This window comes from Dactylosporangium sp. CA-233914 (assembly GCF_050942935.1).
Lineage (GTDB): Bacteria > Actinomycetota > Actinomycetes > Mycobacteriales > Micromonosporaceae > Dactylosporangium.
The window spans coordinates 5,530,290-5,557,149 of sequence record NZ_CP192030.1; the positions used below are offsets into that span (position 1 = coordinate 5,530,290).

The window sequence follows — 26,860 nt, forward strand, 5'->3', positions numbered from 1 at the left end:
ACTCGGGTTCGGAACCATCATCACGCGTCAGGTGCCGCCTCGGGTGGCGGCGCGGCACCGCGCTTTCTGTCGCCGCCTTGCAGAACCCACGAGAAACTTCGAGAAACAAGCCTTCCGCTGATCCGACCTCCGCGCACACTCGGGCTACAAGGTCGACACCCATCCGCAAGGGAGACCGCCATGGGACTTCGTTACCTCGGAAAAGACCCCGCTTCTGATGGCGGGCAATCGCCGACTGTCTGGGATGACGGTGAGACCTATGTCGTCCAGGGGTGGAGAGTCGATGACCCCGCGACACTTGCCGAGGTCGGCGACGTCCCGCCCCATGAGACCCTGATCCGCATCCCCAAGCGGCTGATGAACATCTTCCCGGAGGTACGCGGTGGTCATGGCGCTGCCGAAGCTGGCTGACCTGTTGTTGTCCGGCAAGCGTCGCGCGCTGCACCTGGAGATGCGCGACACCTACGCCCGCACGCCACGCTTCGACGCTTGGAAGGCCGGCCGCATGTCGGAGCGAGGGGACGCGGACACGGAATGGCGCGCGCTGCTTGCGCCGCTCGTGGAGCACGGCGCGGACATCCGACGGCTGCGCATCGTCTCGGAGCCCATCACCGAGTACGTCCGTTACGAGTACGATGTCACCCCGCTAGCCAACCTCGCCGCGGGCGAGGTCGTGCGATGGCTGCCGCGCGATCAAGCGTCCGATCTCAGGCTTCCGGGCAATGACTTTTGGCTGGTCGACGATGCCCTGTTGTTCAACCTCTCCGGCGGTGACGGCGAGTGGCTCGGCGTGCAGCCGAACGACGACCCGCACGTGATCGCCTTCTGCGCCGACTCGTTCGAAACGGCGTGGGCTCGCGCGGTCGACCACAGCAACTACCGTCCCGCCTGAGCCGCCGCCTTGCCCATCGAACCAACCCCCGCAATCGGCGAAGCTCGCGCTGCACTCGCCGCTCGCCTGCGCGAGATCCGAGTCGACGCTGACGTGTCGGCGATCGATCTCGCCAGGCGTGCGGGGTGGCCGCGCTCAAAGGTGAGCAAGATCGAGCACGCCCGCCAGACGCCGACAGCCGACGACATCCGGGTGTGGTGCCGCCACATCGGCGCCGACGACCAAGCAGCCGACCTCATCGCCACTCGACACGCCGTCGAAGGCATGTGGATCGAGCTTCGACGGCTTCAACGCACCGGCCTGCGCCGCTTCCAGGACTCCTTCGTGCCGCTCTGGGAGCGGACGCGGCAATTCCGCATCTACGAGCAGGCGTCGTTCCCGGCCTGTTCCAAACGCCTGCGTACGCCAGGGCACGCATGCGGCGCATCATCGAGTTCAACGGCATCCCTGACGACCTGGAGCACGCCGTACAGGCGCGAATGGACCGGCAACGCGTTGTGCACGCCGGAGACCACACGTTCGCCGCAGTGCTCGAAGAGAACGTGCTGCACGCCCGCATCGGCGACACGGACATGATGGCGGCCCAACTCGCGCACCTCATCTCCGTGGCGGTGCTTCCGAACGTGAGCCTCGGCATCATTCCGCGCAACATCGACCGGACCATGTGGGCAAGTCCCGGATTTTGGATCTACGACGACGAACGAGTCATCGTCGAGACGCCCTCAGCCCAGCTCACGATTACACAGCCGCGCGAGGTCGCCGTTTACGCGCGTTGGTTCGCGGAACTGTCGTCGATGGCTGTCGTCGGACAGCCCGCCCGCCGAATCATCACCGACGCGATCGCAGCGCTCGACACCTGATCTGCCAGCAACTTCGAGAAACATCATTCCGATGCAATCGTCATCGCTCATACCGTCTAAATCACTGGTGAGACGGTTGTGACGCTGCTTCCGGCCGTCGAGCCACCGGCCACCGGGGACCGCCGGGAGCTGTGCTGCCTTCCTCGCCGCAGGCAGTTGCACCGGCTCCCTGGCGGCCGGTTCCAACAACGAACGCAGTGGGAGGCGGGCACTCTGTGCCCGCGAGACTGCCAGGGCCGGCGAGGTGAGGCATGTACGCGAACGTCATGGACGGGGAACGACTCGACCTCGCGGATGAGGAGGTCGCTCACTACCGCAAGATGCTCAGCGCTCACGCAAATCAGGGTGCGGCGGGACGGTGCGGCATCTGCCGCCAACGCGGGTGCCGGGATTGGACGGCAGCATTCGACACCCTCGCCGCAGCGCACGCACTCATGGGCACCGAAGAGGACTGGGACCGGCGCGAGCTGTATGGGGCCGTGAAGTGAGCGATATGCAGGCTCCCATCGCGGCCGGTGAAATCCTCAGCCTCGCCGAACAGGACTACATGTACGGCGCGGGGGCGATCCGCCTACGTGTGGCCCAGTGCCCCGGGCCCAGATCATGGCCGGATGCATCGAGGTCATCGGCTATCAGGTGCTGTGGAACGGCAACCGCGGCGACGACCGCGTGGTGTTCATCCACAAGACTGCGCTGCCCGCGATCCGGGCGAGATCCAACGTCGACTGAGAACCGAGAGGTGACTCTGTGCACCAGCTCATCGCTGCGTTCGTCAAGCCGATCCTGCTGTCGTGGGCGCCGGGCGGGCGGCGGCCGCTCATGCGGTACACCCTCGGCGGCCACGACCCGACGCACTGGACGGCGAGCGTCACCGCCGACGCCGGGCGCGCGGGGGTCGTCACGGCCGGCATCGGGCCGTATGTCGCGCCCCCGGCCGACCTCGTCGAGGGCACCGGCGAGGACGTCGTCGTGCAGCAGCTGCCCGACAGCCCCTATGCGCTCACCGTGACCATCCGGCCGCCGGTCGAGCCGGCCGAGGCGGCGCGGATCGCCGAGGGGGTCGACACGGGCCTGGGCGCCTCGACGGACTGGCTCGGCGGCTGAGCCCGGCGCTCGGCCGTGGCCTCCCGCGCAGGAGGCCACGGCCGGTCACGTCCACGGGGTCAGGACGTCGCCAGGCGCTCCATCCCGCGCATGACCTCCTCGGCCGCGGCCGGGGACAGGTGGGCGGCGTCGACGTACACGCTCAGCCGCAGCGTCCCCGGCACGTCGTCGACGTGCACGAACAGCGGCTCGAACGACGGCGCGTCCTGGGCGGCCACCCACCGCAACGACGACTCGCCCGGCTCGATCGGCTCGTCCCGCGACGGGCCGCGGCGGTCGTTGAAGTAGCACCCGAGCTCCAGCGCCACCCCGCGCTCGGCGGCGACCCGGGCCACGAGGCGCTCCATGCCGCCATGGTGGAAGTAGGCGTACTTGTACGCCGCCGTCGTCACCCGCCGCGCCCGCCCGAGCAACTCGGCGAAGTCCGCGCCCGCGGCCGGGATGCTCAGCAGCCCCGCCTGCGCGAGCGTGCACACCACGCCCGCGAGGCCGGGCCGGAACCGGTTGCTCACCATCGGCCGGATCACCACCGGGTCGATCCCGCTCACCCGGGTCAGCGCCCCCGCGAACGCGGCCAGCAGCACCGTCGAGCTGTCCAGCCCGGTGCTCGCCGCCCAGGAGCGCGCGGCGATGCCGAGAGCGGGGGAGGTGTACTCCCCGTGCCAGTACCGCGGCGACTCCACGGCCGCCGGGCGCGGGAAGCGGTCGGGGTCCACGGTGCGCAGGATCCCCTCCCAGTACCGCTGGGCCGCCGCGTTGTGCCGCTGCCCCGCCGGCGAGGTCTGCCAGTGCGCCTGGGCGAGCGGCTGCAGGCCCGCCACCGGTGCCGCGGTCCGCTCGGCGACCTCGGCGAGCATCGTCAATGCCCCGGCCGCGTCGGTCACGAAGTGCGAGACCAGCACCGCCATGTGCGTGAGCGCGCCGTGGCTGCGCACGACCGCCATCCGCAGCGGCCACTCGGTGGCGAAGTCCAGCTGCTTGCCCCGCCAGGCGTCGCAGAGCTCCTCGGCCACCCGCCCCGGATCAGCCGCGCCGGCATCGACGATCTCCAGGTCGATCTCGCCGCCGCGGTACACCACCTGCGTCGGCGTGCCGTCGGCGGCGAAGCGCAGCAGGGTGCGCATCGGCTCGTAGCGGCTCATGAGGTATCGCAGCTCGCCCGCGACCTCGTCCAGGGTCGTCCCCGGCTCCAGCGGCTTCACCCCGCCCAACGGCAGCCACGTTCGCTGCTTGACGATCGCCGAGAAGTTCTCCAGCTGACCCCACGACAGCGGGCCCTCACCCGCGCTGTCACCCAGAAACTCGACGCTGATCCGATCCGGCGCAGCAGGCATCCGCCGGCCCTCCCATCCTCGTGACGGCAGTGCTCGGCCTCCCGACCCGGCCGGCCACGGCGCACGGCGGGCAGAGGCGGCCTGCACAACGTGGCGGGTCGCAGCAGGACGCATCGGCGTTCGCCGTAGCGTACGAAAGGCCTTGCCCGGGCGCCATGCGCCGGTTGTACGATTGCGCCATGACTGCCGGGTCGGCGCGAAGCCGTGCGTGGAAGCTGCGCCCGGCCACGGTTTGAGCCCGCCGCGGGCACGCGGCCCGCCCCTCCCGCACGCAACACCCTCAGCCGGGTCTGCGTGGAGGGGAGGTGATTGTGCATGACCCGCGTTTCGAACTGGGACGACTTCGTCGCCCGGCACGGTGTCGGCGACGTCGTCGACGGCCGCGTCACGAAGCTCACGCCGTTCGGCGCCCTGCTGACCGTGCAGGGCGACATCCCCGGCCTGCTCGTGACCGAGCGGCGCCCGCCGGTGGGCAGCGCCCTGCCGGTGCGCGTGAAGGCCCTTGACGCCGCCAGGCAACGCATCGCGTTCGAGGCGGCCTGATCGGTTCGTCGGCGCGGGCGCGACCGGCCGGGGGTCGCGTCCGCGCCGCGAGCCGGCCGGCCGGGCCACGTCGCGCGGGCGGTCCGCAGCGCGTCCAGGTCCGGCCGCGCACCGGCGGTCATGGGGAGTGCCGATCCGCAGGTCCGCCAGCCGCTCCAGGCGGAACAGGGTCATGAGGACCGCGGCCACCTTCCGCGCGCCCACCACCGGCCGGCGCACCGCGATGCTCTTGCCGTCGCTGTCGGCGGTCCAGGTGACGTCCGGAGCGAGCAGCGAGAGCAGCCCTTCCAGGTCACCGGTGGCCGCCGCGGTCAGGAACTGCTCGGTGGCGTCGGTGCGCAGCCCGCTCGCCGCCGCCAGCCGCGGCACACCGAAACCGGCCGTCCAGATGGTCAGCGCGCTCGCCCGCACCGCACCGCCGGCAAGGACGACCGCACCCGGCCGGACCTCGCTCACCACGCCGGCCTCGAGCACGGCAACACCGTGCCGGGTGAGCCACCTGGCGACGTATCGGCGCCCCGCCGTGCTCAGGTAGGGTGCCAGGGTCCGGCCACACACCAGCGTGACCGTGCGTCCCTGTTCGGCCAGTTCGGCCGCCGTCTCGATGCCGGTCAATCCGCCGCCGACCACCGTGATCGCTGCATCGAGGGGCAACCCGTCCAGCCTGGCGCGCAGCCGCTGCGCGGACTCGAACTCGGCGATGGACAAGGCGTATTCGGCCGCGCCGGGCACCGATGACGGTGTCGCCGCGGTGCTGCCGACCGCGTAGATGACGTAGTCGTAGTCCAGGTCACGACCCGACGCCAGGCGCACGGTGCGGGCGGTGGCGTCGATGCGCGTGGCGCTGTCGACGGCCAGCTGGGCGCCCTCGCCGAGCAGCGTGCCGTAGTCGATCGTGGCGTCGCCGGTACGGACCACGAACTGGTGCAGCCGGTTTGACCAGCGTGATGCCGACGTCGTCGCGCATCCGCAGACGGTTGGCCGCTAGCGTTCCGGCGTAGCCGCCACCGATGACCACGACCTTGTGCGGTGTGCCGTGGTCGGTCATAGCCCTCAGGACACCGCGGATCGCCGGGGCGTGGCATGGCGCGATGTGACCCGCGTTACGCCACCACCAGGGTGTTCACCGGCCGGGTACCACCCGGGCTCGATCGGGTCCGGCCCGTCGGGTAGAACGATCATTCGTGTTCTCGCACTTCACCGCCGAGGCCCTCCAGGCCCTCCAACTGCTGCCCGGTCTCGCCGAGGCCGCCGGTCATCCGCGGGTGAGCCCCGCCGACCTGGCCGCGGCGCTCGCCACCCACCGGTCGGGCAATACCGCCGCGCTGTGGAGCGGCGATCCGCCGCCGCCCCCGAAGCCGGCCACCGGCAGCGTCCCGCTCGACAAGGCCACGAAGGCGGTGCTGGAGCGGTCGTTCCGCATCGCCGCGGCCGAGCGCGCGGAGCACATCGGCACCGAGCACCTGCTGGCCGCCCTGGTGCGCACCGCCCCGGCGGACACGGTGGCGTGGCTCGCCGAGCGCGGCGCCACCGCCGAGGCCGTCGACGCCCGGCTGGCCGAACTGGCCGGCGGCCCGGGCGCCGAGCAGGTCGCGACGCCACCGTCGGCCCGCGAGCGCCGCCGCTGGAAGGCGGCCGCAGCCGAGGCGCGGGGCGAGCGGGCCGGGCTGCCCCCGCTGTACGGCATCCTGCTCATGGTCGCCGTCGTGCTGATCGTGCTGGCCCTGTGCGTCTGGAGCGGCCCGTAGCCGTTCGGCCCCGGGGCTCGAGGTCAGGGCCATCCGGCGGCGGATCTCGGCCGCGTCGCGCGGCGTGTACGGCTCCTGCAGCGCCCGGATCTCCTCGGCGGTCAGGTTGAGTTCGAGCGAGGCGACAGCGTCGTCGATCTGCCGCGCCGCGCTCGCCCCGCGCCGCCGCGCGATCGCGCCGACTGCCTCGACGATCGCCCGGTCGCTGTCCGCGGTGGCCGGGGTGCAGAGCAGCCGCTCGGCGGCCGGGCCGTCCAGCGCCCACCGGGGCGTGGCCTCGGCGCTCCACGGGCGGGCGAACAGGCTGTACACGATGACGCCGACCCCCTCCTCGGCGCACAGCCGCAGCATCCGCATCGCGTCCACGCGCAGCGGGTGCTCGCTTTCGGTCCGGGCGTCACCCGAGCGTACGCGCTGTTAGCGTTGAAGGCCGGAACGCTGAGAGTGAGGCAGGCTTGGATCCGCGACGAGCGGTGCCCCGGACCGACACGGTGCTCGACGACCCGCGCCTGGCGCCGTTCCCCCGCGACCGCGCCCGGACCGTGGTCCGCGAGGAGCTCGACCGGGTCCGCCGCGGCGAACTGCCGCCCGGCGGCGTCCTCGACGCCGTCGTGGCCCGGCTGGAGCGCCGCCCCGGGCTGCGGCCCGTCCTCAACGCCACCGGCGTCGTGCTGCACACCAACCTCGGCCGCGCCGCGCTGTGCGCCGCGGCCGTCGAGGCGATCGTCGCCGCCGCCGGGCACACCGACGTCGAGCTGGACCTCGGCACCGGGCGGCGGGCGCGGCGCGGGCGCGGCGCGCTGCGGGCCCTCGCCGACGCGGTGCCGGACGCCCAGGCCGTGCACGTGCTCAACAACGGCGCCGCCGCGCTCGTGCTCGCCGCGACCGGCCTGGCCGCCGGGCGGGAGATCGTCGTCAGCCGCGGCGAGCTGGTCGAGATCGGCGACGGGTTCCGGCTGCCGGACCTGCTGGCGTCGACCGGGGCCCGGCTGCGGGAGGTGGGCACCACCAACCGGACCTCGCCGGAGGACTACCGGCGGGCCGTCGGGGAGCGGACCGGGTTCATCCTCAAGGTGCACCCGTCCAACTTCTACCAGCGCGGATTCGTCTCGTCGGTGCCGGTCGACGAGCTCGCGGACCTGGGCGTGCCGCTCGTCGTGGACATCGGCTCCGGGCTGCTGCGGCCCGATCCGCTGCTGCCCGGCGAGCCCGACGCGGCCACCGCCCTGCGCGCCGGGGCCGGCCTCGTCACCGCCAGCGGCGACAAGCTGCTCGGCGGGCCCCAGGCCGGGCTGCTGCTCGGCCGGGCCGACCTGGTCGAGGCGCTGCGGCGGCACCCGCTCGCCCGGGCGCTGCGGGTCGACAAGCTCACCCTCGCCGCCCTGGAGGCCACCCTGCTCGGGCCCGAGACGCCGACCTGGCGCGGGCTGCGGGCCGAGCCAGCGGACCTGCGGCGGCGCAGCGAGGCGCTGCGCCAGGCCCTGGACGGGCTCGACGCCGTGGTGGTGGACACCGTGGCCGTCGTCGGGGGTGGCGGGGCGCCGGACGTCGAGCTGCCCTCCGCCGCGCTCGCGCTGCCGGCCGGCCTGGCCGCGCCGCTGCGCCTCGGAGAACCGGCCGTCGTCGGGCGGGTCGAGCGCGACCGGCTGCTGCTCGACCTGCGGTGCGTGCCCGAGGACGCGGACAAGACGGTGGCCGCGGCGATCCTGCGCGCGGCGGGCCGCTGAGCGCCATGTGGGTGATCGCCACCGCGGGCCACGTCGACCACGGCAAGTCCACCCTCGTGCGGGCGCTGACCGGCATGGAGCCCGACCGCTGGGCCGAGGAGCGCCGCCGCGGCATGACCATCGACCTCGGCTTCGCCTGGACCCGGCTGCCCTCCGGCGGCACCGTCGCGTTCGTCGACGTGCCCGGGCACGAGCGCTTCGTGCCCAACATGCTCGCCGGGGTCGGGCCGGTGCCGGCCGCGATGCTCGTCGTGGCCGCCGACGAGGGGTGGAAGCCGCAGTCCGCGGAGCACCTGGCGGCCCTGGACGCGCTCGGCGTGCGCCACGCGCTGCTCGTCGTCAGCCGCGCCGACCTCGCCGACCCGCAGCCCGCGATCCGGCAGGCCCGGGCGGAGCTGGCGAAGACCTCGGCCGGCGACGTCGAGGCGGTCGCGTTCAGCGCCGTCACCGGGGCGGGCCTGCCCGAGCTGCGCGCCGCCCTCGACCGGCTCGGGGCCGCGCTCCCGCCGCCCGTCGTGGACACCCCGGTCCGGCTGTGGATCGACCGGGCCTTCACCATCCGCGGCAGCGGCACCGTGGTCACGGGCACCCTCGGGGCCGGGCGCCTGACCGCCCAGACGGACCTCGAGCTCAACTCCGCGTCCGTACGTGTACGAGCCCTGCAGTCCCTCGGCGAACCGGTGTCCACGGTCGACGCCGTGGCGCGGGTCGCCGTGAACCTGCGGGGCGTGGAGCGCTCGGCGGTGGCGCGCGGCGACGCGCTCGTCACGCCCGGCCGGTTCGTCTTCACCGACCTCATCGACGTGCGCGTCCACGGCGACCCGGTCGCCGACCTGCCGGCCACGACCGTGCTGCACATCGGCTCCGCGGCGGTCCCGGTCCGGGTCCGCCCCCTCGGCACCGACACCGCCCGCCTCCGCCTCGACCGCGCCCTGCCCCTGCACACCGGTGACCGGGCGCTGCTGCGCGACCCGGGCCGCCACCGCGTCCCCGGCGGCGTGACCGTCCTCGACGTCGCCCCGCCCGAGCTGCGCCGCCGCGGCGCGGCCGCCGCCCGCGCCGTCGAACTGTCCACCATGGACGGCCGCCCGGACCCCGCCGCCGAGCTGCGCCGGCGCAGCCTCGTCCACGCCGACGACCTGGCCCGCATGGGCGTCCCGGCGCCCGGCCCCGGCTGGCTGCTCGACCCGGACTACGAGGCCGAGCTGCGCAGCCGCCTGCGGGGCGAGGTCAGGGCGTACGCCGAGCAGCACCCCCTCGACCCCGACCCGCCGCTCGACGCGATCCGCCAACGCCTGGCCCTGCCGGACCGCTCGCTCGTCGAGCGCCTCCTCACCCCGCCGCTGACGATCCACAACGGACGCATCGGCACCGGATCCCGCCTGCCCGAACGCCTCCAGCGCGCCGTCGACACCGTCCGTGCCGACCTCGCCACCAGCCCGTTCGCCGCCCCGGAGGCCGACCGCCTGGCCGAGCTGGGCCTGGGCCCGAAGGAGCTCGGCGCCGCGGCCAAGGCCGGCCTGCTGCTGCGCGTCGCCGACGGCATCGTGCTGCTGCCCGGCGCCCCCCGGGCCGCGGCCGAGCGCCTCGCGGGCCTGCCCCAGCCGTTCACGCTGAGTGAGGCCCGGCAGACGCTGGGGACGACCAGGCGGGTCGCGGTACCGCTGCTGGAGTTCCTGCATCGCCAGGGTGCCACCCGGCGCCTGCCCGACGGCCGCCACCGGGTCGAACGTCAGGGCAGCCAGCAGTAAGCGGCGCTCGCCCGCGCCCACCGGCCGGTGAGCGCCTCCGGCCAGTCCAGCAGCGTAGCGGTTCCGGGTGGCGCGAGTTGCGGACCTATTTAGGATCGGCGCCATGGGCGCTGTGCGGTGGGCGGGGATGGCGGTGGCCGCGCTGCTGACCGGCTGCACGGCGGCGCCTGCACCGCGGCCCTCGCCGATGCCCGCGGCCGCTTCCCCTTCGCCCGCGCCGCCGGCCTCGCCGGTGGCCGCCGACCTCACGCTCGCGTTCGGCGGTGACGTGCACTTCACCGGGCGGACCGCCGGGCTGCTCAAGGACCCGGCGACGGCGGTCGGCCCGATGGCGGGTATGCTGTCGGCCGCCGACCTGGCCGTGGTGAACCTGGAGACGGCGGTGACCACGCGCGGGACGCCGGAGCCGAAGGAGTACCACTTCCGGGCGCCGGCGTCGGTGTACGAGGCGCTGAAGGCGGCCGGCGTCGATGCCGTGTCGATCGCCAACAACCACGCCCTCGACTATGGCCGCGTCGGCTTCGCCGACACCCTCGACGCGGCGGGCGCCGCCGGTCTGCCGGTGTTCGGCGGTGGCCGCACGATCGACGAGGCGTACGCCCCGCTGATCCTGCCGGTGCGCGGCGTCCGCGTGGCGATCCTCGGCTTCAGCCAGATCCACACCCTCGCCGAGAGCTGGAAGGCCGGCCCGTCCACCCCCGGCATCGCGATGGCGTGGGACGTGCCCCGCGCGGTGGCGGCGGTGAAGTCGGCGCGCGAGCGGGCGGACCTGGTGATCGTGTTCAACCACTGGGGCACCGAGACCGACAAGTGCCCGAACGTCAACCAGAAGACGTTCGCCGCGGCCCTCGCGGACGCGGGCGCCGACCTGATCATCGGCGCCCATGCCCACGTGCTGCAGGGCGACGGCTGGCTGGGCCACACGTACGTCGCCTACGGCCTGGGCAACTTCGTGTGGTACGTCGGCTCGGCGGACACCGGCGTGCTGCGGGTCGACGTCCACGGCCGGACGGTGACGAAGGCCGAACTCGTCCCGGCGGTGGTGTCGGGCACCGGCCAGCCCGAGCCGCTCACCGGCGCCGCCGCGACCGCCCTCACCAAGCGGTTCACGGACCTGCGCCGGTGCACCGGCCTGTCCCCGGCCTAGCCGCCGATCGCCGTGCGGTCGGCGATCGGGCAAGGGGATGATGCTCACCCACGGCCGTCGATTGTGGCGGATCGCCGCCATTGACGTACGTGCCTATCCTGGGTTCATGGCGCTCCTGGTGGTCGTCACGGCAGCGGTCCTCGCGGCGACGGCCGCCGTCGGTGGAACCTTGATCGTCCGGCGCCGCCGCCGGCCCCGCACCAAGGCGGAGAAGCTGCGCGCGGCCCAGGCCGCGATGAAGGACCTGCGGTCGGCCAACCGCCGGCAACGCAAGCATCCGTACCAAGGCCGCAGCGACGATGCGTCGCAATCGGACCGATACTCGGCAGCGATCGCCGAGAACGCGACGTACAGCGACGCATCCGACTTCAGCGGCGGTGGAGGAGACGGCGGAAGCGGCGGCTCCTGGTAGCCGGGCACAGCCGGCACCGTCGCCTACGTTCGGCGGGTGACCGTGCACACGCTGTCCCGCGCCGACGCCCGCCGCCTCGCGGTCCGCGCCCAGCTGCTCGGCGCCGAGCGCCCCGCCGGGCTGTTCGACGCCGTGCGGCGGCTCTGGGAGGTGCAGAACGACCCGACCGCGTACGTGGCCCGCAGCGCCGACCTGGTGTTGTGGAGCCGCCTCGGCTCGTCCTACGACCCGGCTCGGCTGCGCGACGCGCTCGACGAGCAGGCGCTGCTGGAGGTGCAGGGCATGATCCTCGTGCCGGAGGACGTGGCGCTGTACCGCGCGGAGATGGACGCCTGGCCGGTGCACGACCGGCAGGAGGGGCTGAGCGCCTGGGTCGAGGCGAACACCGGCTGCCGCCTGGACATCCTCGCCCGGCTGCGCGCCGACGGGCCGCTGACCGTGCGTGACCTGCCGGACACGTGCGTGGTGTCGTGGCGCTCCTCCGGCTGGTCGAACAACCGCAACGTCGGCAGGATGCTCCAGGCGATGGTGCAGCGCGGCGAGGTCGCGGCGGCCGGCCGGCGCGGGGCCGAACGCCTGTGGGACCTCGCCGAGCGGGTCTACCCGGACGGGGTCGTGCCGCCGGCGGAGGCGCAGCACATCCGCGACGAGCGCCGGCTCCGCTCGCTGGGCATCGCCCGCGGCGGCGACGCCGGCGAGCCGGCCGTCGTCGAGGGGGTCAGGGGCGAGTGGCGCGTGGATCCGGAGCTGCTCGACCACGGATTCTCCGGCCGTACCGCCCTGCTGTCACCCCTGGACCGCCTGGTCTACGACCGCAAGCGGATGACGGAGCTGTTCGAGTTCGACTACCAGCTGGAGATGTACAAGCCGGCCGCGAAGCGCCGCTGGGGATACTGGGCGCTGCCGATCCTGCACGGCGACCGGCTGGTCGGCAAGCTCGACGCGGCCACCGACCACCGCGCCGGCGTACTGCGCGTGGACGCGATCCACGAGGACGCGCCGTTCACGAAGGCGGTGACCACCGCGGTCCACCGCGAGATCAAGGCCCTGGCGTCCTGGCTCGAGCTGGACGTGATGTCGTAGGCCCGCACTGCCGGTGTTCGCCGGTACGCTGCTGCCGATCGCGTGATGGAGGACGGCCTGAGCCCTCTCGGCACGGCATCGCGTGCACAACCGCCGATCGCCTAGCGACGCTAGGATGCCCCATGCTCGCGTGGACGAGCACCAAACCGCATCCCCGCTGCCGCATTGTTGATCGTCGGCGGCACCGGGACCATCGGCGCCGCGAGCCTGACGATACCGGCCGGGCGGGCTGCGCACGGTGGCCACCGCACGCGCACCCGCTCGATCCGCTCTGGCGCCACCGTCCCCGATGGACATCCATGCAGCACGCCGCCGACATGACAACGTGCTACCAGACCCGGCTCGACGCGATCGGCACGCGGCCGCCACCTCCGGTCCTGGACCTCGTCGGCGATCGGCGGCAGCTGGACCCCGCTCGCCGCGAGCGAGAACAGTTCGCCGACGCCGCGAACGTCACCTTCGGCGGCTCGTCCTGGACGACCGACATCGGCCGCGGCGAGACGGCCCGCGGCGGCGAGTACAACAGCCTGCCCTGGCGCCTCGGCCTGCTGACCGCTGGGCTCGCATCAAGCTCGGCCGGCTCGGTGGCCTCCTAGCGCACCGCGACCTTGTCGAACCGGGTCGCCACTGCGCGGTACCCGGATGCCGTCCAGCACCGGGACGACCGGCGGTCAGCAGGACCGACGGCACCTTCTGGCCCTGCTCGCGGCACAGACGGATCTTTGTGGTCGGCCCGCCACGGGACCCGCCCGGCGCGTGGCCGGCCGGTTCCTCGCGGATCCCGCCGGGTGGTTCGGCCTGCAGATCCCCTGTTTCCGCGGCCCGCGGCCCGCGATGCGCTCAGCACCCCCGCCAGGTCCCAGCCCGCTGCCATCGAAGCCGTCGGCCGGATCGCCGAGGCAGCGAACCCCCGCCGCGGTGCTGCGACTTGTCGGACTATTGACACGCTGTCGTACGCGATCACATACTCATGGCCAATGATTCACCGAGTCATCAGACAACAGGACAGCTCATCTGTATGACTGTCAACGACAGCCGCGCACGACGTGCGCCGCACAAGAAAGCGCACCCATGCTGAACTTCGATGAAAGTCGATTCGTCGGGATCCAGGCCGGCGCGGTCGCTCTGGCCGAACCGCTCGACGCCGCGATCGCCGACCTTCTCAAGAAGGGAGCCACGAATCTCTTCTTCCTGGGCGCAGGCGGAGCCGGGGTGCTCATGCAGCCCGCAGCTCAGCTGCTGCAGCGGAACTCGGCGTTCCCTGCATTCCTGGAGAACGCAGCCGAGTTGATGGCCGTGGACTCCAGCAACCTGGGCGCGGACTCGATCGTGGTGATCCCTTCGCTGTCGGGAACCACCAAGGAGGCCTTGGAGGTCAACGCGTTCGCTCAGGCGAAGGGAGCCACCGTCATCGGTCTCACCGGCAACGAGGAGTCCCCTCTTGCCCGGGCCGTCGACGTCAACTTCACCAACGCCGCTGCCGACGACACCTCATCCGAATCGTTCTACCTGCAGTCGCTTCTGTTGAGCCTGTCGATCCTCCGCCACCGCGGTGAGCTCGCCGACTACGACCGTGTCGTGTCCGAGCTCGAGCTCCTTCCCGCGCAGCTGCTGGAGGTCAAGCGAGCGTTTGAAGGCCGGGCCGCATCGCTCGCGCAGCAGTTCAAAGACGAGAGCTACCACATCTTCACCGGCGCCGGCGCGTCCTGGACCGAGGCGTGGTACTTCGCGACCTGCATTCTTGAGGAGATGCAGTGGATCCGTACCCGCCCGGTCCACGCGTCCGACTACTTTCACGGGACCCTCGAACTCGTCGAGGGGGGCGTCAGTGTCGTACTGCTCAAGGGGGAGGGCCCGACTCGCGCTCTCGCCGAGCGAGTCGAGCGGTTCACCCCCACGGTCACCGACACCTTCACCGTCATCGACACCGCAGACTTCGAACTCCGCGGTGTGAGCGAGGACGTACGCGCCCTCGTCAGCCATGTCCTTCACGCCACGTTGCTCGAGCGTTTCAGCGCGCACCTTGAGGTGGTTCGCGACCACCCGCTCACAACACGCCGCTACTACCGCCGACTCGACTACTGAGTCACCGAACACCAAGGGGCGGGTGCCGCGCAACCCGCCCCTTCTGGCCCGCCGAGCCGAACCGAAACAACGAGTACGACCGAAAGACTCACCAGAGATGTGTCCAACCAACGTGCGATTCATCAGACACAACCGTGCGGCTGTGGCCGCCAGGTAAGGAACCCGCATGCCCACTGTCACCAAGACGGCCACGGCCCGACGCTTACGCCTGACCGCGGCCGCGACTGCCGCCCTCGCAATGCTCGGCGTCGCCGGCTGCTCCTCCACCCCGAGCGACTCCGGGACCAACGGAAGTCATGTCGCCGTCTCGCTCATCATCAAAACGCAGGGCACCTCGTACTTCCAGAAGATGGCCGACGGCGCGAAGAAGGCCGCTGAAAAGCTCGGCGTCGACCTCACCGTCGCGGCCGGCAAGGTCGACGGCGACGAGGACACCCAGATCCAGGCGATCGAGAATGCGATCTCCCGGGGCGACCAGGGAATCCTGATCACCCCGAACGGTCCCAGCGTCTTCGACGCGATCAAGCGTGCCCGCAATGCGGGGCTATACGTGATCGCCCTGGACACCGTGCCCGACCCGGCCTCTCTCGTGGACACCACGTACGCCACCGACAACTTCCAGGCCGGCAAGCTTGTCGGCGAGTGGACCGCAAAGAAGCTGGACGGCAAAGATGCCACCATCGCTCTGCTTGATCTTTTCGGGGACAAGGTGTTGACGGTCGATTATGACCGCGACCAGGGGTTCCTCGCTGGTATGGGAATCGAGCTGAACAACCCGAAAGTCAACGGCGATGAAGCCAAGACGGGCACCTACAAAGGTGGAAAGGGCGGCAAGTACACCATCGTCGGCAATCTGCCCACCAAGGGAACCGAGGAGGGCGGCCGCACCGCGGCGGAGACGCTGCTCAGCAAGAACCCGAACATCAACGTCATCTACGGTATCAACGAGCCCGCCTCTTACGGCGGCTACGAGGCGCTGAAAGCGGCAGGCAAGACCAAGGACCTCATCACGGTCTCGATCGACGGCTCCTGCGACGGCGTCAAGTATGTCGACCAGGGAATCCTGCAGGCAACCGCTCAGCAGTACCCCCTGAAGATGGCCGAACTCGGCGTCCAGGCCATCTACGACCTGGCAAAGGAGCACAAGACCCCGAAGCCCGAAGCCGGCAAGGACTTCGTCAGTACCGGCGTCAACCTGATCACGAACGACCCCCAGGAGAGCGTACCGAGCATCGACACTGCCGAGGGCGCGAAGGGCTGCTTCTAACGACACCCGGGTGGGCCCTCCCCGACGGAGGGCCCACCGCTCGCCCGATCAGTTTCTGGAGACAACCGTGAACAACCCCGCCCCCACCTCGCCCGCGACGGGATCCGTCGACCTCGCCGAAGAGTTTCTCGACCGTTCCACCTTCGCCACCCGGCTCCGGGGACTCCTGCACAGGCATCCGGCCATCAGCCCCGCAGTGGTCCTTGTCTTGTCTGTCATCGCCTTCGGTCTCCTCAACGACCGCTTCCTCCGGCCGGAGAATCTCTCGCTGATTACCCAGCAGGTCGCTGTAGTAGGAACACTGGCGATCGCACAGACCCTCGTGGTCCTCACCGCTGGGATCGATCTCTCGGTCGGCGCGTCGATGATTCTTGCCGCGATGGTGATGGCGCAGACCGCCGCGTCGACCGGAATCCCCCCGATCCTCTGCCTCCTCCTGGGACTGGTCGCGGGGTTCGCTGCCGGGGGACTGAACGGCCTGCTCGTGACTCAACTGAAGCTCCCGCCGTTCATCGTGACGCTGGGAACATTGAGCATTTTCACCGCGCTCACCCTGCTGTACACCGGCGGTGCAACAGTCCGTGGGTCGGAACTTCCAGATCCGCTCACCCTCACCGGCGTCATCCTTGCGCTAGGGAAGATTCGCATCACGCTCGGCGTGATAATCATGCTGGTCCTGTACGTCCTCATCGCATTGGTTCTCAACAAGACAGCGTGGGGCCGCCACGTTTACGCGGTCGGTGACGACAAGGAGGCCGCGCGACTCGCCGGTATCCGAGTGGACCGCGTCTTGCTCTCGGTGTACCTCGTCGCCGGTGTGATCGTCGCGCTCACCGCGTGGATCCAGATCGGGCGCACCAACGCCGCCAGTCCGAACGCCGGGGTTGATCTCAACCTCGACTCCATCACCGCCGTCGTCATCGGCGGAACAAGCCTCTTCGGAGGACGCGGCGCCATCTGGGGCACGCTTCTCGGCGCTCTGATCGTCGGTGTCTTCCGCAACGGCCTGGCTCTGGCAAAACTTGACGTCCTCTACCAGACGCTCGCCGTCGGAATCCTCGTCATCGTTGCCGTCGCCGTCGACCAGTGGATCAGGAAGGCCCGGCCATGACAACCAAGCCCACCGCCACCGCGGTTCTCGAGGCACGGAAACTCGTCAAGACCTATGGTCGCGTAGTCGGCCTGGATGGCGTCGGACTGCAGCTGTTCAGCGGGGAGATCCTCGCCATCATCGGAGACAACGGCGCCGGCAAGTCGACGTTGATCAAGTGCCTCACGGGCGCGGAGGTCCCTGACGGCGGAGAGATCTTCCTTGACGGCAAGCTCGTCTCGTTCAAGCGGCCCCAGGACGCTCGGGCCGCCGGCATCGAGACCGTCTACCAGAACCTCGCTGTGTCTCCTGCGTTGGACGTCGCGTCCAACCTCTTCCTCGGCCGCGAGGAACGACGCAATGGAATCGCCGGCAAACTGTTCCGCGTCCTCGACACGAAAGGCATGCGCGAGAAGGCGAAGAAGGAGCTGACCGAGCTCGGCATCTCCACGCTCCAGGACGTGACCGTACCGGTGGAGAACCTGTCTGGCGGTCAGCGGCAGGCGGTCGCCGTCGCGCGTGCCGCCGCGTTCGGCTCCAAGGTCGTCGTCCTCGACGAGCCGACCGCCGCCCTTGGCGTGCGTGAGTCGAATCAGGTTCTTGAACTGGTCCGCACCCTTCGAGATCGAAATGTCGCGGTGATCTTGATCAGTCACAACATGCCGCAGGTGTTCGAGGTCGCGGACCGGATCCACATTCAACGTCTCGGCAAGTGTGCGGCGACCATCACACCGACCTCGCATTCGATGACGGACGCCGTCGCGATCATGACCGGGGCCCGGGCCGCATGAGCGAGAGGCGGTGGGTCGCCGTCGTCGGCGACAACACGGTAGACCGATACGTCGGTGAGGAGAACGTCAGCTTCTCCGGCGGGAACGCGTTCAATGTCGCCGTGCAGTTGTCCCGAGCCGGCGTGGCCGTGCGGTACTTCGGTGCCGTCGGTGACGACGCAGACGCGGACATCATTCGCGCGGGTCTGCACGCAAACGGGGTTCGGGCAACCGATCTCGTGGCACTCCCGGGCGTCACCGCGGTTACCGACATCCGTGTCACACCGGACGGCGACCGCGTCTTCGAACGAGAGGATTTCGGAGTCACCGCAGACTACTTTCCCTCCGGGGCCGATCTTGACGCGATAGCGAACGCCGACTGGGTGCACATCGGGATGCTTCCGCGGGCAGACGGACTGCGGTCGGCCCTCGGGGGCGTCGAGCACGGCGTCATCAGCCAGGACTGTGCCGTCGCCGACGGCTTCGATGGGCTCGACGTCGCCTTTCTCTCCGCCGGCGAGAACGCTGACGCGGAGGCGATCGCCATCGAGGTCCGAGAGGCCGGCGTTCCCCTTGTCGTTGTCACTCGTGGTGCTGACGGGGCGCTTGCACGCGATGACTCGCACACCTTTGTGCAGCAGGCTCTGCCCGCGAAGGTCGTCGACACCACCGGTGCGGGCGACAGTTTCATAGCCGGTTTCATCGCGGCGCGGCTCGACGGCGCAACCCTGCAGGAGGCGCTGGAATCCGGGGCGCGCCTCGCTTCGGCCACATGCGGGCATCGGGCCGGGTGGCCGCACACCACAACACACGAACAGGACCCACGATGACGCACGAATCCGCGCGCCACATCGCGAACGCAGTTCTCGAGTCGATCGACGCTGAGATCGCTGGTAACGCCGCACAGGCTGAACGGCTACTCGTCGACCTTGTGTCGTTCCGCAGCGTGAACCCGCTCCAGCCCGGGGTGAACGGTGCAGATTATGAAGGGGAGGAACGTCGAGCGAACGAAGCGCTTGCGGCGGCACTCACTCCACTCGGTTTCGAGATCAATTGGATCGAGGTCGCGCAAGGGCGTCCCAACCTGGTGGGGGTGCTGCCAGGAACGGGCGGAGGACGTTCGCTGGCGCTCAACGGGCACATCGACACGGTCGCGCCGCAAGCGGGCCGCTTCGCCGACCCGTGGACGGCGGTCATCGAGGACGGATACCTGTACGGTCTCGGGGCTGCGGACATGAAGGCCGGGCATGCCGCGATGTGGCTCGCCGCCGCTGGACTACGCAACGCCGGCGTGAGCTTGAAAGGCGATCTGCACGTGCACTCCGTCGTCGGCGAGGAGACGATGAGTCACGAGATCGGAACCACCGCGATCCTCGAGGCTGGGTACGCCGTCGACGGCGCTCTGATCGCAGAGCCCACATCCCCTGCCCCACAGCTGCTGAACGTGTCCAACGCGGCCGCCGGAAACTACTTGTTCTCGCTGACGATTCGTGGGAAATCGGCGCATTGGGCAGCCCGTAATCTTGCCATCCGTGCAGGTGGGGCCGGAGACGCAATCGGTGTGAACGCAATCGACAAGGCCGTTTACGTCTACAACGCGATGCGGCAGCTCGAGGAACAGTGGGCTTTCACCAAGAAGCACCCTAGTTTTGCGCCCGGCGCGTTCATCATCCATCCGGGCGTGCTCCGGGCCGACATCGGTGTAGAAGCCGCTCCTTTCTTCCCGGACCGGGCGCGGATCGACTACCTGCTGTCGTTCCCGCCGGGAAACACCGCGGAGCAGATCCGCGCGGAGGTCGAAGAGCACATCCGGCTCGCATCACAGATGGATCCCTGGCTTCGGGAGCATCCCGTCGAGTTCATCTGGACCGATACCTGGCCGCCGGCGTATACGGACCCGAGTGAAGACTTCGTTCAAACAGTGATGAGTGCACGCACAGAACTCGCCGGCATCGACGGTCGCGTGACTCCGTTGGACGCGCCAATCACAGCGGCGGCCCAATCCGACGCGAACTTCTACGAGGCATTTGGCATCCCGGCCCTCGTCTGCGGACCCGGGGACGTCCGAAACGCACATGCCGCAAACGAGCGCGTCGCGCTGGAGAACATCACCGCAGCGGCCAGGCTGATCGCACGCACCGCTTTGAGCTGGTGTGGAACCAACTAAACGTATGAACACATTCACATTCGCCTGATGAGCAGCGCGTAGAGTGTAGACAGCGTCGCCCTCGACCTCGGGGGTGAGGGGAGGAACAGCGGTGAGCGCACTGGACACGTCCCGGCAGCCGAAACGGTCGGCAATGGCCCCTCGGCTCAAGGAGGAGATCCTCCTGATGATCTCCCAAGAGGGATTGCGACCAGGTGACCAGCTCCCCACGGAGCCGGAGCTGTCCGAGCGCTTCGGCGTGTCCCGATCCACCATCCGAGAAGCGTTGAAGTTGCTCGAGCAGGACGGACTCGTAAACGCAATCCAGGGGCGCGGCCGGTTCCTCTCGGCTCTCGGCTCGCTGCGCATCGAGCGGCCCGTCACCATTTACGAAAGCATCACAGAGATGCTCCAGGGGCTCGGCTACACGGTCACGAACGTGGTTCTCAGCGTCGACGAGGACGTGGCCGACGCCCATGTTGCCAAGGAACTCGGGATCGAGGAAGGTGCCCCCGTCATCCGACTGGTCCGGCTCAGACTTGGCGGTGACGAGCCGATGGTGTTCAGTATCAACGTCCTGAGACGGGACAGCCTCCCGGGGCCCGTCGCCTTCCGCGACTGGGGAATGTCCGTCACCAAGGCGCTCGAAGGACACGGTCACTCGATCGTCTCGTCGGTTGCGCGCATCAGTGCGGCGGACCTGCCGGCCGAGTATGCCCAGAAGCACGAGCTCACTCAGTACAACCCCTGGCTCGTCGTGGAAGAGACCTGCATTACGCGGGAGGGGCTACGGGTGCTCTACGCCGTCGATTACCACAGAAGCAGCGAGATCGCGTTCAACGTAATTCGGCGCCGTTAGGAGATCAAGGCAGAATGAAACCGATTGTCGGCGCGGCGCGTGGGTACGACTGGGGCTCAACAGAACGAATTCAGCGCTTCATGGGCGTCGCTGTGGACGGCGAGCCGATTGCCGAGGTTTGGTACGGAGCGCATCCCGATCTGCCGAGTCGGGTTGCGAACGAGACTCGCACCCTGTTGGACCTGCTCGAAGAGGACTCCCAAGACGCTCTTGGCCAGTTCGGGTCGCTCCCGTTCTTGCTGAAAGTGCTGGCACCGAGCCGCTCGGTCTCACTGCAGGTTCATCCGGCGCCGGAGGTGGCGCAGGCCGGCTACGCCGAGGACGAATCTGCCGGCATCGCACGAACCGATCCCTCACGCCGGTTCAAAGACCCCTTCCACAAGCCGGAGATGGTGTTCGCATTAACGCGCTTCACGGGTCTGGTCGGCTTTAGAAACGTTGAAGACGTACTCGATGACCTCAGCTCCTTGAGATCGACGCTGGCAAGCAACATGAGCGAAACCCTCAAGCAATCGAACGTCACGGCGCCGGACCGACGCCGGCACGCTCTAGCAGCCGCACTCTATGCGTCGCCGGCCGAGGTCGACGAGTTCGCGGCAAGCGTCCGATCCGCGGCGCTCAAGGACGCCGGGGTCACTTGGCTCGCAGAACTCGCAGCGCAGTATCCGGGCGATCCGGGAGTAGCGGCAGCGATCTTGCTGAAGCGTGTTGTACTTGCGCCCGGTGAGGCGATCTTCGTTCCCGCTGGAATGATCCATGCATACTCGGACGGGCTCGCGGTCGAAGTCATGGCAAATTCGGACACCGTACTGCGCGCAGGCCTGACGAGAAAGCTCGTCGACATCGACGCGCTGTTGCGTTCGGTGGATTTTGACGCCGAGGCAACCTTGGAAGTGCCAATCGAATCCGAAGGCCGACTATTCGTACCCGAAGCCGAAGAGTTCGTGCTTTGGAACGCGGAGGCCACCAACACCCACGTCGATTGCCCGCTCAGTGAGGTGATCTCAGCGAGGAATGCTGGCTGATTTGGACGACACGGACATTACGTCCAATGTGGACGGTGCTGGAAGAGGGCTGGGGCCCTCGGTAGGCAGTTCTCACCACAAGAACACCCGCCCACGGTGAGGACCCCAGTGATCGCCTATCGTGCCATGCTCGACGTTCCCAGGGAACTGGTCCACCACGTCGCCGGGCTCCTACGCGCCGACCGCCGCAGACGCGGAACACGACGCGGAACACGAGCGTTGACCTGCTGGTATCACGCCCTGCTGGTCCTGGTCTGGTACCGCAAACGCGAGGACCTGACCCTCCTCGCAGCCGGGTTCGGCGTGTCACGCGCCACCGCCTACCGCTACCGCGACGAGGTCACCGCCCTGCTCGCCGCGACCGCCCCGGACCTCCACGACGCGCTGCGCCGCGTGGCCGAGGACGGCTGGTCCCATGTGATCCTGGACGGCAAAGTGTTCACCACCGACCGCTGCGCCCAAACCACCACCAGTGTCAAAGGCAAAACCATCGACGCCTGGTATTCCGGCAAGCACCGCGACTTCGGCGGGAACATCCAAGCGATCATGCGCCCGGACGGCCTGCCGATCTGGACCGCACCAGTGTCACCGGGGCATTTGCACGACCTGACCGTCGCCCACGATCACGACGTCCTCGCTGCCCTGTATTGGGCGGCATCGCAACTGGACTTGCCCACCCTGGCCGACTCGGGCTACGAAGGCGCAGGCCGCGGCGTCCACACTCCGGTCAAACAGCCCACCGACGGCAGCGCCCTGGCCATCGACAACCGCGCCTACAACCTCCTGCTGCGATCGATGCGCTGCCGCGGCGAACGCGGCTTCGCACTCCTCACCACCCGCTGGCACGCCCTGCAACACACCACCGCCAGCCCAACCAGAATCGGCGACTTCGTCAAAGCGGCACTCGCGCTCACCCATTTCGAGCACCGCTACCTGCCGATTCCTTGTTGAGATCACCTCAATGGTCCCCGAATCGCCCTGGGCCTCACGGGGCGAGTCGAGCTTCACACCAAGATGGATACCGTGTCCCTTGCGCCAGGCGATGCGGCGTTCATCGGGCACGGAGACGGGCATCTGAAGGTTGCAGGCGATGGCTCGGTTGTCGTTGTCGGCACTCCTCGCCACCGAGCACGTTGATACGTGCCCCCGGTGTCACGGGTGTCGGGGTCGACAGCCACGTCGGGCGACCGGCTGCTGCGCCCAGACCTCGCGTACGAGGCGATCCGGCTGGCCCGCACGCTCGCCGCGCTGCAGCCGGCCGAGCCCGAGGTGCACGGCCTAATCGCGCTGTGCGAGCTGACGGCCGCGCGCTTCCCGGCCCGGACGGTTCGCCGATCCTGCTCGAGGACCAGGACCGGCGGCGGTGGGACTTCTCGGCGATTCGCCGTGGGCTGGCCGCGCTCGGCATGGCATCGACTCGCGGCCTCGGCCCCTACGGCCTGCAGGCCGCGATCGCCGCCACCCACGCGTCCGTGCCCTGGTGTGGGACTCGACGTCGAACTGCCGCCCGTACTTCGGGTGGCTCGACTAGCGACCGACCAGACGCAGACTCTCGCCGGGCTGGGCGCCGAGCAGTGCCCCGACCGCGGTCAACAGCTCGTCCCCGCCGCGGCTGGTCGCGACCCGGGCCACGGTGTAGCCGGTTTCTCGTTGACGTATGTCAGCCGCTCCAGCACCGCCTCGAGCGCAGCCCCCGACGGACGGGTGGAGGCGCCGGTCGCGGTCACGGCGACCATCGTGCCCGCCCACCCGCCGAACCGCCAGACCGGTCACCGCATTTCGGCGGCGCCCTGACCCGACACCAGCCCGATGACCCGCCATGCCACTGTCGGCATTGTCGGGTCGTGTCACGAAATGGGCGTTTGCCGAGACGGGATGAGCTGACCATGACGGGGACCAGCAGTCGCAGCTCGGCACCGGTGCGATCGAGTGAGACGAGAGTTCAGGCGGGTCCGAGCTGGTTGGCGGAGACGGACGGGAATCGAACCCGCCTGGCCCGGGTTCCGGACCACACCAGTTTTGAAGACTGGGAGGGGCACCAGCCGCCTGTACGCCTCCATCGTTCAGCCTAGCCGAAGCCCCACCGGCCGCTATCGTCAGGGCCATGACGTATGCCGAGGTGAATGGGGTCTCGCTCTGGTATGAGGAGCACGGCGCCGGGGAACCGCTCGTGCTGTTGCACGGCGGGTTCTGGACCATCGAGATGTTCGGTGGGCTCCTCACCGCGCTGGCCGCCCGGCGGCGGGTCATCGCCGTTGAGCTGCAGGGGCACGGGCATACCGCCGATGTCGGGCGGCCGCTGCGGTACGAGACGATGGCGGACGACGTCAGTGCGCTGATCCGGCAGCTGGGGACGGGGCCGGTGGACGTGGTCGGGTACTCGCTCGGGGCCGGGACCTCACTGCGGGTCGCGATCCAGCACCCTGACGTGGTGCGGCGGCTCGTGGTGATCTCGATGGCGGTGCGGCGTTCGGGGTGGTTTCCCGAGGTGCTGGCGGGAATGGTGCAGCTCGGGCCCGAGGTGGCCGAGGGGATGAAGGCCTCGCCGCTGTACGCGAACTACGCCCGGGTCGCCCCGCGGGTCGAGGACTGGCCGGTGCTGGCCACCAAGATGGGGGAGATGCTGCGGCGCGACTACGACTGGTCGCCCGAGGCGGCCCGGATTCAGGCGAGGACCATGCTGGTGTACGCCGACGCCGACTCGATCCCGATCAGTCACATGGGGGAGTTCTACGCGCTGCTCGGCGGCGGGCTGCGTGACGCGGAGTGGGACGCGTCGAAGCGGGTGGCGAACCGGCTCGCGATCGTGCCCGGGCGCACCCACTACGACATCACCGCGGCGCCGTCGCTGCCCGGGCTGATCGAGGATTTTCTTGACGACGCCGGGGCGTGAGCAGCGGGCCCGCCGCCACGCCGCCCGGCCGACGGGTCCGGGCGGCGTGTCAGCCTAGCCGTCGATGCGGTGGGTGGTCCAGAAGGAGCTGAGGCTCGTCGAGCCGGCTGCCGACTGCGCCGCGGCCTTGAAGTCCGGCACGGTCGAGACGCCGTACCAGTGGGACTGTGCGTAGTTGTACAGCATGGTCTGCATCGTCGTCGTGCCCAGGGTGCGGCGCAGGTCGTGCAGGGCGCACTTGCCGTACCCGTAGACGACCGTGGAGTAGCGGCTGGAGTGGGCGTCCCAGTACGACATCGGGCTGGTCAGCCGTTCGCTCGAGGACTGCCACGTCACCGAGTTCCAGCAGTTCGTGCCAGTCTTGCCGAAGTAGAGGTCGGTCGCGTAGTCGGTGAACGCCTCGTCGAGCCACGGCGTCGTGTACTCGTCGTCGCCCACGATCCCGTAGAACCACTGGTGCGCAAGCTCGTGGGCCAGGGCGGTGCTGGAGACCACGTCCAGGACGAAGCCAGGGTACTCCATGCCGCCGAACCAGAAGTTGTTGTCCAGCACCACGTCCGCCTCGGCGTACGGGTAGGCGCCGAAGCGGGACGAGTGCGCGTCCAGCGCGTTCTGCGCCGTGGTGAGCATCGAGGCGGCGCTGCTGGAGCTGATGGCGCTCGTGCGGTACACGTTGACGCGGTAACCGCCGGCCGAGACGCCGGTGGTCTTCGTGAACGGGCCCGCCGCCCAGGCGAAGTCCCGCACGTTGGTGGCCACCGCGTGGGTCACCGTGCGGCCGCTCGCGCCCGGCGTGTCGCTCGACGTGCCGGTCGCGGGGACCAGCAGCGCCGCCGGGTGCTCCAGGGTGACGTCGAAGTCGCTGATGAGGCTGTAGAAGCTCTCGCCGTTGTTCGTGTACGGCGAGAGGTGCCAGCCGGCGCCGTCGCGCACCGCCAGGACCGGCAGGGCGTTGCCGATGAAGTTGTACGCCCCGTCGCGGCCGAACCGGTCGGCCCCGGCGGGCACGACGATCCCGAGATCGAACCCGATCGTGCCGGTGGCGTTCTGGGCCAGGGGCGCGGGGAGCGTGACCTTCAGGGCCGTGCAGTCGACGGTGAGCGCGCCCGCGGTGCCGCCGGTCACGTTGGTGACCGTGATCGGCGTGCTCGACGGGCAGGCGCCGTGGTAGTTGTCCCACAGCCGCAGGTACACCTCGGCGAGCGCCGTCGGCGAGGTGTTGGTGAACGTGACGGACTCGTGGCCGGTCCACGAGGCGCCGGTGCTGTCGCTGTTCAGTGTGACGGTGTACTTCGCCAGGCCCGGGGTCCGGGTGGTGTCGATCGCGGCGTTCGCGGCCGGGGCGAGGACCACGACGGCGACGGCGGTGGCGGTGGTGACCGCGGCGGTGAACGCGGTCAGGAGCCGGATGCTCATCGGTGGATTTCCCTTCGTGGGGGTGCGGCCAGCATCCGAGTATCAATGATGTCTGTCAATGCGAGCGGACCCGAGTCGCGACCCTCGACGGCGGGCGACGAGCGCCGGGCAGGATTTCGTACCGCTCAGAGCGCTGCCGCCCACTCGGTGCGCAGCAGGCCGAAGAACGCGCTGTCGTGGAAGCGGCCGTCGCGCTCCAGCGAACACTCGCGCATCGTTCCCTCGGGGGTGAACCCCAGCGAGCGCAGCAGCCGTACCGAACGATGGTTGTCGGCGATCGTGCGCGCCTCGACGCGGTGCAGCCGCATCGCCGTGAACCCGAAGCGCAGCACCGCCCGGGCCGCCTCACCGGCGTAGCCGCGGCCCCAGTGCGCCTGGGCCAGGTCGTAGCCCAGCTCCGCCCGCCGGTGCGCCGGGCGCCAGCTGTGCAGGCCCATCAGCCCCACCACCCGCCCGTCGAGCTGCAGGGCCCAGTGCCGGCGCAGGTCCGCGGCGGTCTCGGCCAGCAGGTGCTCGATGAACGCCTCCGCCTCCGCGCTCGTGCGCAGGGGCTCGTCGTTGTACCGCTGGACCTCGGGGTCGCCGCGGAACACGAGCACGTCGCCGGCGTCGGCAACGGTAGGCTCGCGGAGCACGAGCCGTTCCGTGTGGATCGGCTGGAGGGCCACGACCGGCACCCTAGACCACGGCCGGCGGGCGGGAACGGAC

General features: G+C 69.9%; 27 protein-coding genes, 1 tRNA gene and 3 pseudogenes. 25 read left to right on the top strand and 6 right to left on the bottom strand.

The annotated features are described in order from the left end of the window. Nucleotides 1–180: 180 nt before the first annotated feature. The 3 genes and pseudogenes from ACQPY0_RS24475 to ACQPY0_RS24485 all read left to right on the top strand — a co-directional run. Complete coding sequence (locus ACQPY0_RS24475) at nucleotides 181–411, top strand: hypothetical protein (RefSeq protein ID WP_432992996.1); 231 nt, start codon at nucleotides 181–183, stop codon at nucleotides 409–411. Then, the gene (locus ACQPY0_RS24480) at nucleotides 389–892 is read left to right on the top strand and encodes a DUF6879 family protein (RefSeq protein ID WP_432992999.1); all 504 of its coding nucleotides are present in this window, start codon (nucleotides 389–391) and stop codon (nucleotides 890–892) included. Before ACQPY0_RS24475 ends, ACQPY0_RS24480 begins: the two co-directional genes overlap by 23 nt. Nucleotides 893–985: 93 nt before the next feature. Then, nucleotides 986–1,060, top strand: a pseudogene (locus tag ACQPY0_RS24485) (hypothetical protein); the annotation flags it as partial. Here ACQPY0_RS24485 and ACQPY0_RS24490 read toward each other — a convergent pair. Continuing rightward, nucleotides 1,028–1,183, bottom strand: coding sequence for a hypothetical protein (locus ACQPY0_RS24490; protein WP_432995968.1), 156 nt, complete (start codon nucleotides 1,181–1,183; stop codon nucleotides 1,028–1,030). The pseudogene ACQPY0_RS24485 and the gene ACQPY0_RS24490 overlap by 33 nt on opposite strands. On the opposite strand from ACQPY0_RS24490, the gene ACQPY0_RS24495 reads away from it, so the two are divergent. The 4 genes from ACQPY0_RS24495 to ACQPY0_RS24510 all read left to right on the top strand — a co-directional run bounded on the left by ACQPY0_RS24495 (nucleotide 1,159) and on the right by ACQPY0_RS24510 (nucleotide 2,856). Further along, nucleotides 1,159–1,752 (top strand): DUF5753 domain-containing protein, encoded by a 594-nt coding sequence (locus tag ACQPY0_RS24495; RefSeq protein WP_432993002.1) that lies wholly within the window; start codon nucleotides 1,159–1,161, stop codon nucleotides 1,750–1,752. The genes ACQPY0_RS24490 and ACQPY0_RS24495 overlap by 25 nt on opposite strands. Nucleotides 1,753–2,003: 251 nt before the next feature. Beyond that, complete coding sequence (locus tag ACQPY0_RS24500; RefSeq protein WP_432993005.1) at nucleotides 2,004–2,240, top strand: hypothetical protein; 237 nt, start codon at nucleotides 2,004–2,006, stop codon at nucleotides 2,238–2,240. Between the two features lie 97 nt (nucleotides 2,241–2,337). Continuing rightward, nucleotides 2,338–2,481: a hypothetical protein gene (locus tag ACQPY0_RS24505; protein WP_432993008.1), complete on the top strand. Its 144-nt coding sequence runs from the start codon at nucleotides 2,338–2,340 to the stop codon at nucleotides 2,479–2,481. 18 nt (nucleotides 2,482–2,499) lie between these two features. Beyond that, complete coding sequence (locus ACQPY0_RS24510) at nucleotides 2,500–2,856, top strand: hypothetical protein (protein WP_432993011.1); 357 nt, start codon at nucleotides 2,500–2,502, stop codon at nucleotides 2,854–2,856. A gap of 59 nt (nucleotides 2,857–2,915) precedes the next feature. Here ACQPY0_RS24510 and ACQPY0_RS24515 read toward each other — a convergent pair whose 3' ends face one another. Next, nucleotides 2,916–5,651, bottom strand: a complete 2,736-nt coding sequence (locus ACQPY0_RS24515; protein WP_432993014.1) for an FAD-dependent oxidoreductase — start codon at nucleotides 5,649–5,651, stop codon at nucleotides 2,916–2,918. A 266-nt stretch (nucleotides 5,652–5,917) separates the two neighbouring features. Between ACQPY0_RS24515 and ACQPY0_RS24520 the strand changes: the two genes are divergently transcribed. The 17 genes and pseudogenes from ACQPY0_RS24520 to ACQPY0_RS24600 form a co-directional block, all read left to right on the top strand. Further along, nucleotides 5,918–6,481 (top strand): hypothetical protein, encoded by a 564-nt coding sequence (locus ACQPY0_RS24520; RefSeq protein WP_432993017.1) that lies wholly within the window; start codon nucleotides 5,918–5,920, stop codon nucleotides 6,479–6,481. A 455-nt stretch (nucleotides 6,482–6,936) separates the two neighbouring features. After that, on the top strand, nucleotides 6,937–8,208 hold the full coding sequence (gene selA / locus ACQPY0_RS24525; RefSeq protein WP_432993020.1) for an L-seryl-tRNA(Sec) selenium transferase: 1,272 nt from the start codon (nucleotides 6,937–6,939) through the stop codon (nucleotides 8,206–8,208). Nucleotides 8,209–8,213: 5 nt separating this feature from the next. Further along, nucleotides 8,214–9,959, top strand: coding sequence for a selenocysteine-specific translation elongation factor (gene selB / locus ACQPY0_RS24530; RefSeq protein WP_432993023.1), 1,746 nt, complete (start codon nucleotides 8,214–8,216; stop codon nucleotides 9,957–9,959). Nucleotides 9,960–10,062: 103 nt separating this feature from the next. After that, nucleotides 10,063–11,106 (top strand): CapA family protein, encoded by a 1,044-nt coding sequence (locus tag ACQPY0_RS24535; RefSeq protein WP_432993026.1) that lies wholly within the window; start codon nucleotides 10,063–10,065, stop codon nucleotides 11,104–11,106. Between the two features lie 106 nt (nucleotides 11,107–11,212). Continuing rightward, complete coding sequence (locus tag ACQPY0_RS24540) at nucleotides 11,213–11,518, top strand: hypothetical protein (RefSeq protein ID WP_432993029.1); 306 nt, start codon at nucleotides 11,213–11,215, stop codon at nucleotides 11,516–11,518. A 36-nt stretch (nucleotides 11,519–11,554) separates the two neighbouring features. Beyond that, the gene (locus ACQPY0_RS24545) at nucleotides 11,555–12,601 is read left to right on the top strand and encodes a DNA glycosylase AlkZ-like family protein (protein WP_432993032.1); all 1,047 of its coding nucleotides are present in this window, start codon (nucleotides 11,555–11,557) and stop codon (nucleotides 12,599–12,601) included. A gap of 299 nt (nucleotides 12,602–12,900) precedes the next feature. Continuing rightward, nucleotides 12,901–13,197: a hypothetical protein gene (locus ACQPY0_RS24550; protein WP_432993035.1), complete on the top strand. Its 297-nt coding sequence runs from the start codon at nucleotides 12,901–12,903 to the stop codon at nucleotides 13,195–13,197. Between the two features lie 475 nt (nucleotides 13,198–13,672). Further along, nucleotides 13,673–14,686, top strand: coding sequence for an SIS domain-containing protein (locus ACQPY0_RS24555; RefSeq protein ID WP_432993038.1), 1,014 nt, complete (start codon nucleotides 13,673–13,675; stop codon nucleotides 14,684–14,686). A 166-nt stretch (nucleotides 14,687–14,852) separates the two neighbouring features. After that, nucleotides 14,853–15,953: a substrate-binding domain-containing protein gene (locus tag ACQPY0_RS24560; RefSeq protein ID WP_432993040.1), complete on the top strand. Its 1,101-nt coding sequence runs from the start codon at nucleotides 14,853–14,855 to the stop codon at nucleotides 15,951–15,953. A 67-nt stretch (nucleotides 15,954–16,020) separates the two neighbouring features. Next, nucleotides 16,021–17,064 carry an ABC transporter permease gene (locus tag ACQPY0_RS24565; RefSeq protein ID WP_432993043.1) on the top strand — a complete coding sequence of 348 codons (1,044 nt, stop codon included), beginning with the start codon at nucleotides 16,021–16,023 and terminating at the stop codon, nucleotides 17,062–17,064. Then, nucleotides 17,061–17,834, top strand: coding sequence for an ATP-binding cassette domain-containing protein (locus ACQPY0_RS24570; protein ID WP_432993046.1), 774 nt, complete (start codon nucleotides 17,061–17,063; stop codon nucleotides 17,832–17,834). Before ACQPY0_RS24565 ends, ACQPY0_RS24570 begins: the two co-directional genes overlap by 4 nt. Beyond that, nucleotides 17,831–18,643, top strand: coding sequence for a PfkB family carbohydrate kinase (locus ACQPY0_RS24575; protein ID WP_432993049.1), 813 nt, complete (start codon nucleotides 17,831–17,833; stop codon nucleotides 18,641–18,643). The genes ACQPY0_RS24570 and ACQPY0_RS24575 overlap by 4 nt, the downstream gene beginning before the upstream one ends. Then, nucleotides 18,640–19,980: a M20 family metallopeptidase gene (locus ACQPY0_RS24580; RefSeq protein WP_432993052.1), complete on the top strand. Its 1,341-nt coding sequence runs from the start codon at nucleotides 18,640–18,642 to the stop codon at nucleotides 19,978–19,980. The genes ACQPY0_RS24575 and ACQPY0_RS24580 overlap by 4 nt, the downstream gene beginning before the upstream one ends. A gap of 91 nt (nucleotides 19,981–20,071) precedes the next feature. Beyond that, the gene (locus ACQPY0_RS24585) at nucleotides 20,072–20,818 is read left to right on the top strand and encodes a GntR family transcriptional regulator (protein ID WP_432993055.1); all 747 of its coding nucleotides are present in this window, start codon (nucleotides 20,072–20,074) and stop codon (nucleotides 20,816–20,818) included. Nucleotides 20,819–20,832: 14 nt separating this feature from the next. Beyond that, complete coding sequence (manA, locus tag ACQPY0_RS24590; RefSeq protein ID WP_432993058.1) at nucleotides 20,833–21,843, top strand: mannose-6-phosphate isomerase, class I; 1,011 nt, start codon at nucleotides 20,833–20,835, stop codon at nucleotides 21,841–21,843. 126 nt (nucleotides 21,844–21,969) lie between these two features. After that, nucleotides 21,970–22,794: a transposase family protein gene (locus ACQPY0_RS24595; RefSeq protein WP_432995377.1), complete on the top strand. Its 825-nt coding sequence runs from the start codon at nucleotides 21,970–21,972 to the stop codon at nucleotides 22,792–22,794. Nucleotides 22,795–23,001: 207 nt separating this feature from the next. Continuing rightward, a pseudogene (locus ACQPY0_RS24600) lies at nucleotides 23,002–23,112 on the top strand (hypothetical protein); the annotation flags it as partial. A gap of 261 nt (nucleotides 23,113–23,373) precedes the next feature. On the opposite strand, the pseudogene ACQPY0_RS24605 reads toward ACQPY0_RS24600, so the two are convergent. Beyond that, nucleotides 23,374–23,579, bottom strand: a pseudogene (locus tag ACQPY0_RS24605) (YrrC family ATP-dependent DNA helicase); the annotation flags it as partial. 226 nt (nucleotides 23,580–23,805) lie between these two features. Further along, a tRNA-Sec gene (locus tag ACQPY0_RS24610) sits at nucleotides 23,806–23,901 on the bottom strand. 46 nt (nucleotides 23,902–23,947) lie between these two features. Here ACQPY0_RS24610 and ACQPY0_RS24615 point away from each other — a divergent pair. Beyond that, entirely contained in the window at nucleotides 23,948–24,736 is a 789-nt protein-coding gene (locus ACQPY0_RS24615) for an alpha/beta fold hydrolase (protein WP_432993061.1), read from the top strand. Nucleotides 24,737–24,790: 54 nt separating this feature from the next. On the opposite strand, the gene ACQPY0_RS24620 is transcribed toward ACQPY0_RS24615, so the two are convergent. Next, nucleotides 24,791–26,152, bottom strand: a complete 1,362-nt coding sequence (locus ACQPY0_RS24620) for a M1 family metallopeptidase (protein WP_432993064.1) — start codon at nucleotides 26,150–26,152, stop codon at nucleotides 24,791–24,793. A gap of 125 nt (nucleotides 26,153–26,277) precedes the next feature. After that, complete coding sequence (locus tag ACQPY0_RS24625) at nucleotides 26,278–26,820, bottom strand: GNAT family N-acetyltransferase (protein ID WP_432993067.1); 543 nt, start codon at nucleotides 26,818–26,820, stop codon at nucleotides 26,278–26,280. Nucleotides 26,821–26,860 lie beyond the last annotated feature (40 nt).

What these genes read in the sequence shown, in the direction of transcription:
- ACQPY0_RS24475 (WP_432992996.1), top strand. Translation starts at nt 181, where the DNA reads ATGGGACTTCGTTACCTCGGAAAAGACCCCGCTTCTGATGGCGGGCAA.
- ACQPY0_RS24480 (WP_432992999.1), top strand. Translation starts at nt 389, where the DNA reads ATGGCGCTGCCGAAGCTGGCTGACCTGTTGTTGTCCGGCAAGCGTCGC.
- ACQPY0_RS24500 (WP_432993005.1), top strand. Translation starts at nt 2,004, where the DNA reads ATGTACGCGAACGTCATGGACGGGGAACGACTCGACCTCGCGGATGAG.
- selB (WP_432993023.1), top strand. Translation starts at nt 8,214, where the DNA reads ATGTGGGTGATCGCCACCGCGGGCCACGTCGACCACGGCAAGTCCACC.
- ACQPY0_RS24535 (WP_432993026.1), top strand. Translation starts at nt 10,063, where the DNA reads ATGGGCGCTGTGCGGTGGGCGGGGATGGCGGTGGCCGCGCTGCTGACC.
- ACQPY0_RS24540 (WP_432993029.1), top strand. Translation starts at nt 11,213, where the DNA reads ATGGCGCTCCTGGTGGTCGTCACGGCAGCGGTCCTCGCGGCGACGGCC.
- ACQPY0_RS24550 (WP_432993035.1), top strand. Translation starts at nt 12,901, where the DNA reads ATGCAGCACGCCGCCGACATGACAACGTGCTACCAGACCCGGCTCGAC.
- ACQPY0_RS24555 (WP_432993038.1), top strand. Translation starts at nt 13,673, where the DNA reads ATGCTGAACTTCGATGAAAGTCGATTCGTCGGGATCCAGGCCGGCGCG.
- ACQPY0_RS24560 (WP_432993040.1), top strand. Translation starts at nt 14,853, where the DNA reads ATGCCCACTGTCACCAAGACGGCCACGGCCCGACGCTTACGCCTGACC.
- ACQPY0_RS24570 (WP_432993046.1), top strand. Translation starts at nt 17,061, where the DNA reads ATGACAACCAAGCCCACCGCCACCGCGGTTCTCGAGGCACGGAAACTC.
- ACQPY0_RS24575 (WP_432993049.1), top strand. Translation starts at nt 17,831, where the DNA reads ATGAGCGAGAGGCGGTGGGTCGCCGTCGTCGGCGACAACACGGTAGAC.
- ACQPY0_RS24580 (WP_432993052.1), top strand. Translation starts at nt 18,640, where the DNA reads ATGACGCACGAATCCGCGCGCCACATCGCGAACGCAGTTCTCGAGTCG.
- manA (WP_432993058.1), top strand. Translation starts at nt 20,833, where the DNA reads ATGAAACCGATTGTCGGCGCGGCGCGTGGGTACGACTGGGGCTCAACA.
- ACQPY0_RS24595 (WP_432995377.1), top strand. Translation starts at nt 21,970, where the DNA reads ATGCTCGACGTTCCCAGGGAACTGGTCCACCACGTCGCCGGGCTCCTA.
- ACQPY0_RS24615 (WP_432993061.1), top strand. Translation starts at nt 23,948, where the DNA reads ATGACGTATGCCGAGGTGAATGGGGTCTCGCTCTGGTATGAGGAGCAC.
- ACQPY0_RS24620 (WP_432993064.1), bottom strand. Translation starts at nt 26,152, where the DNA reads ATGAGCATCCGGCTCCTGACCGCGTTCACCGCCGCGGTCACCACCGCC.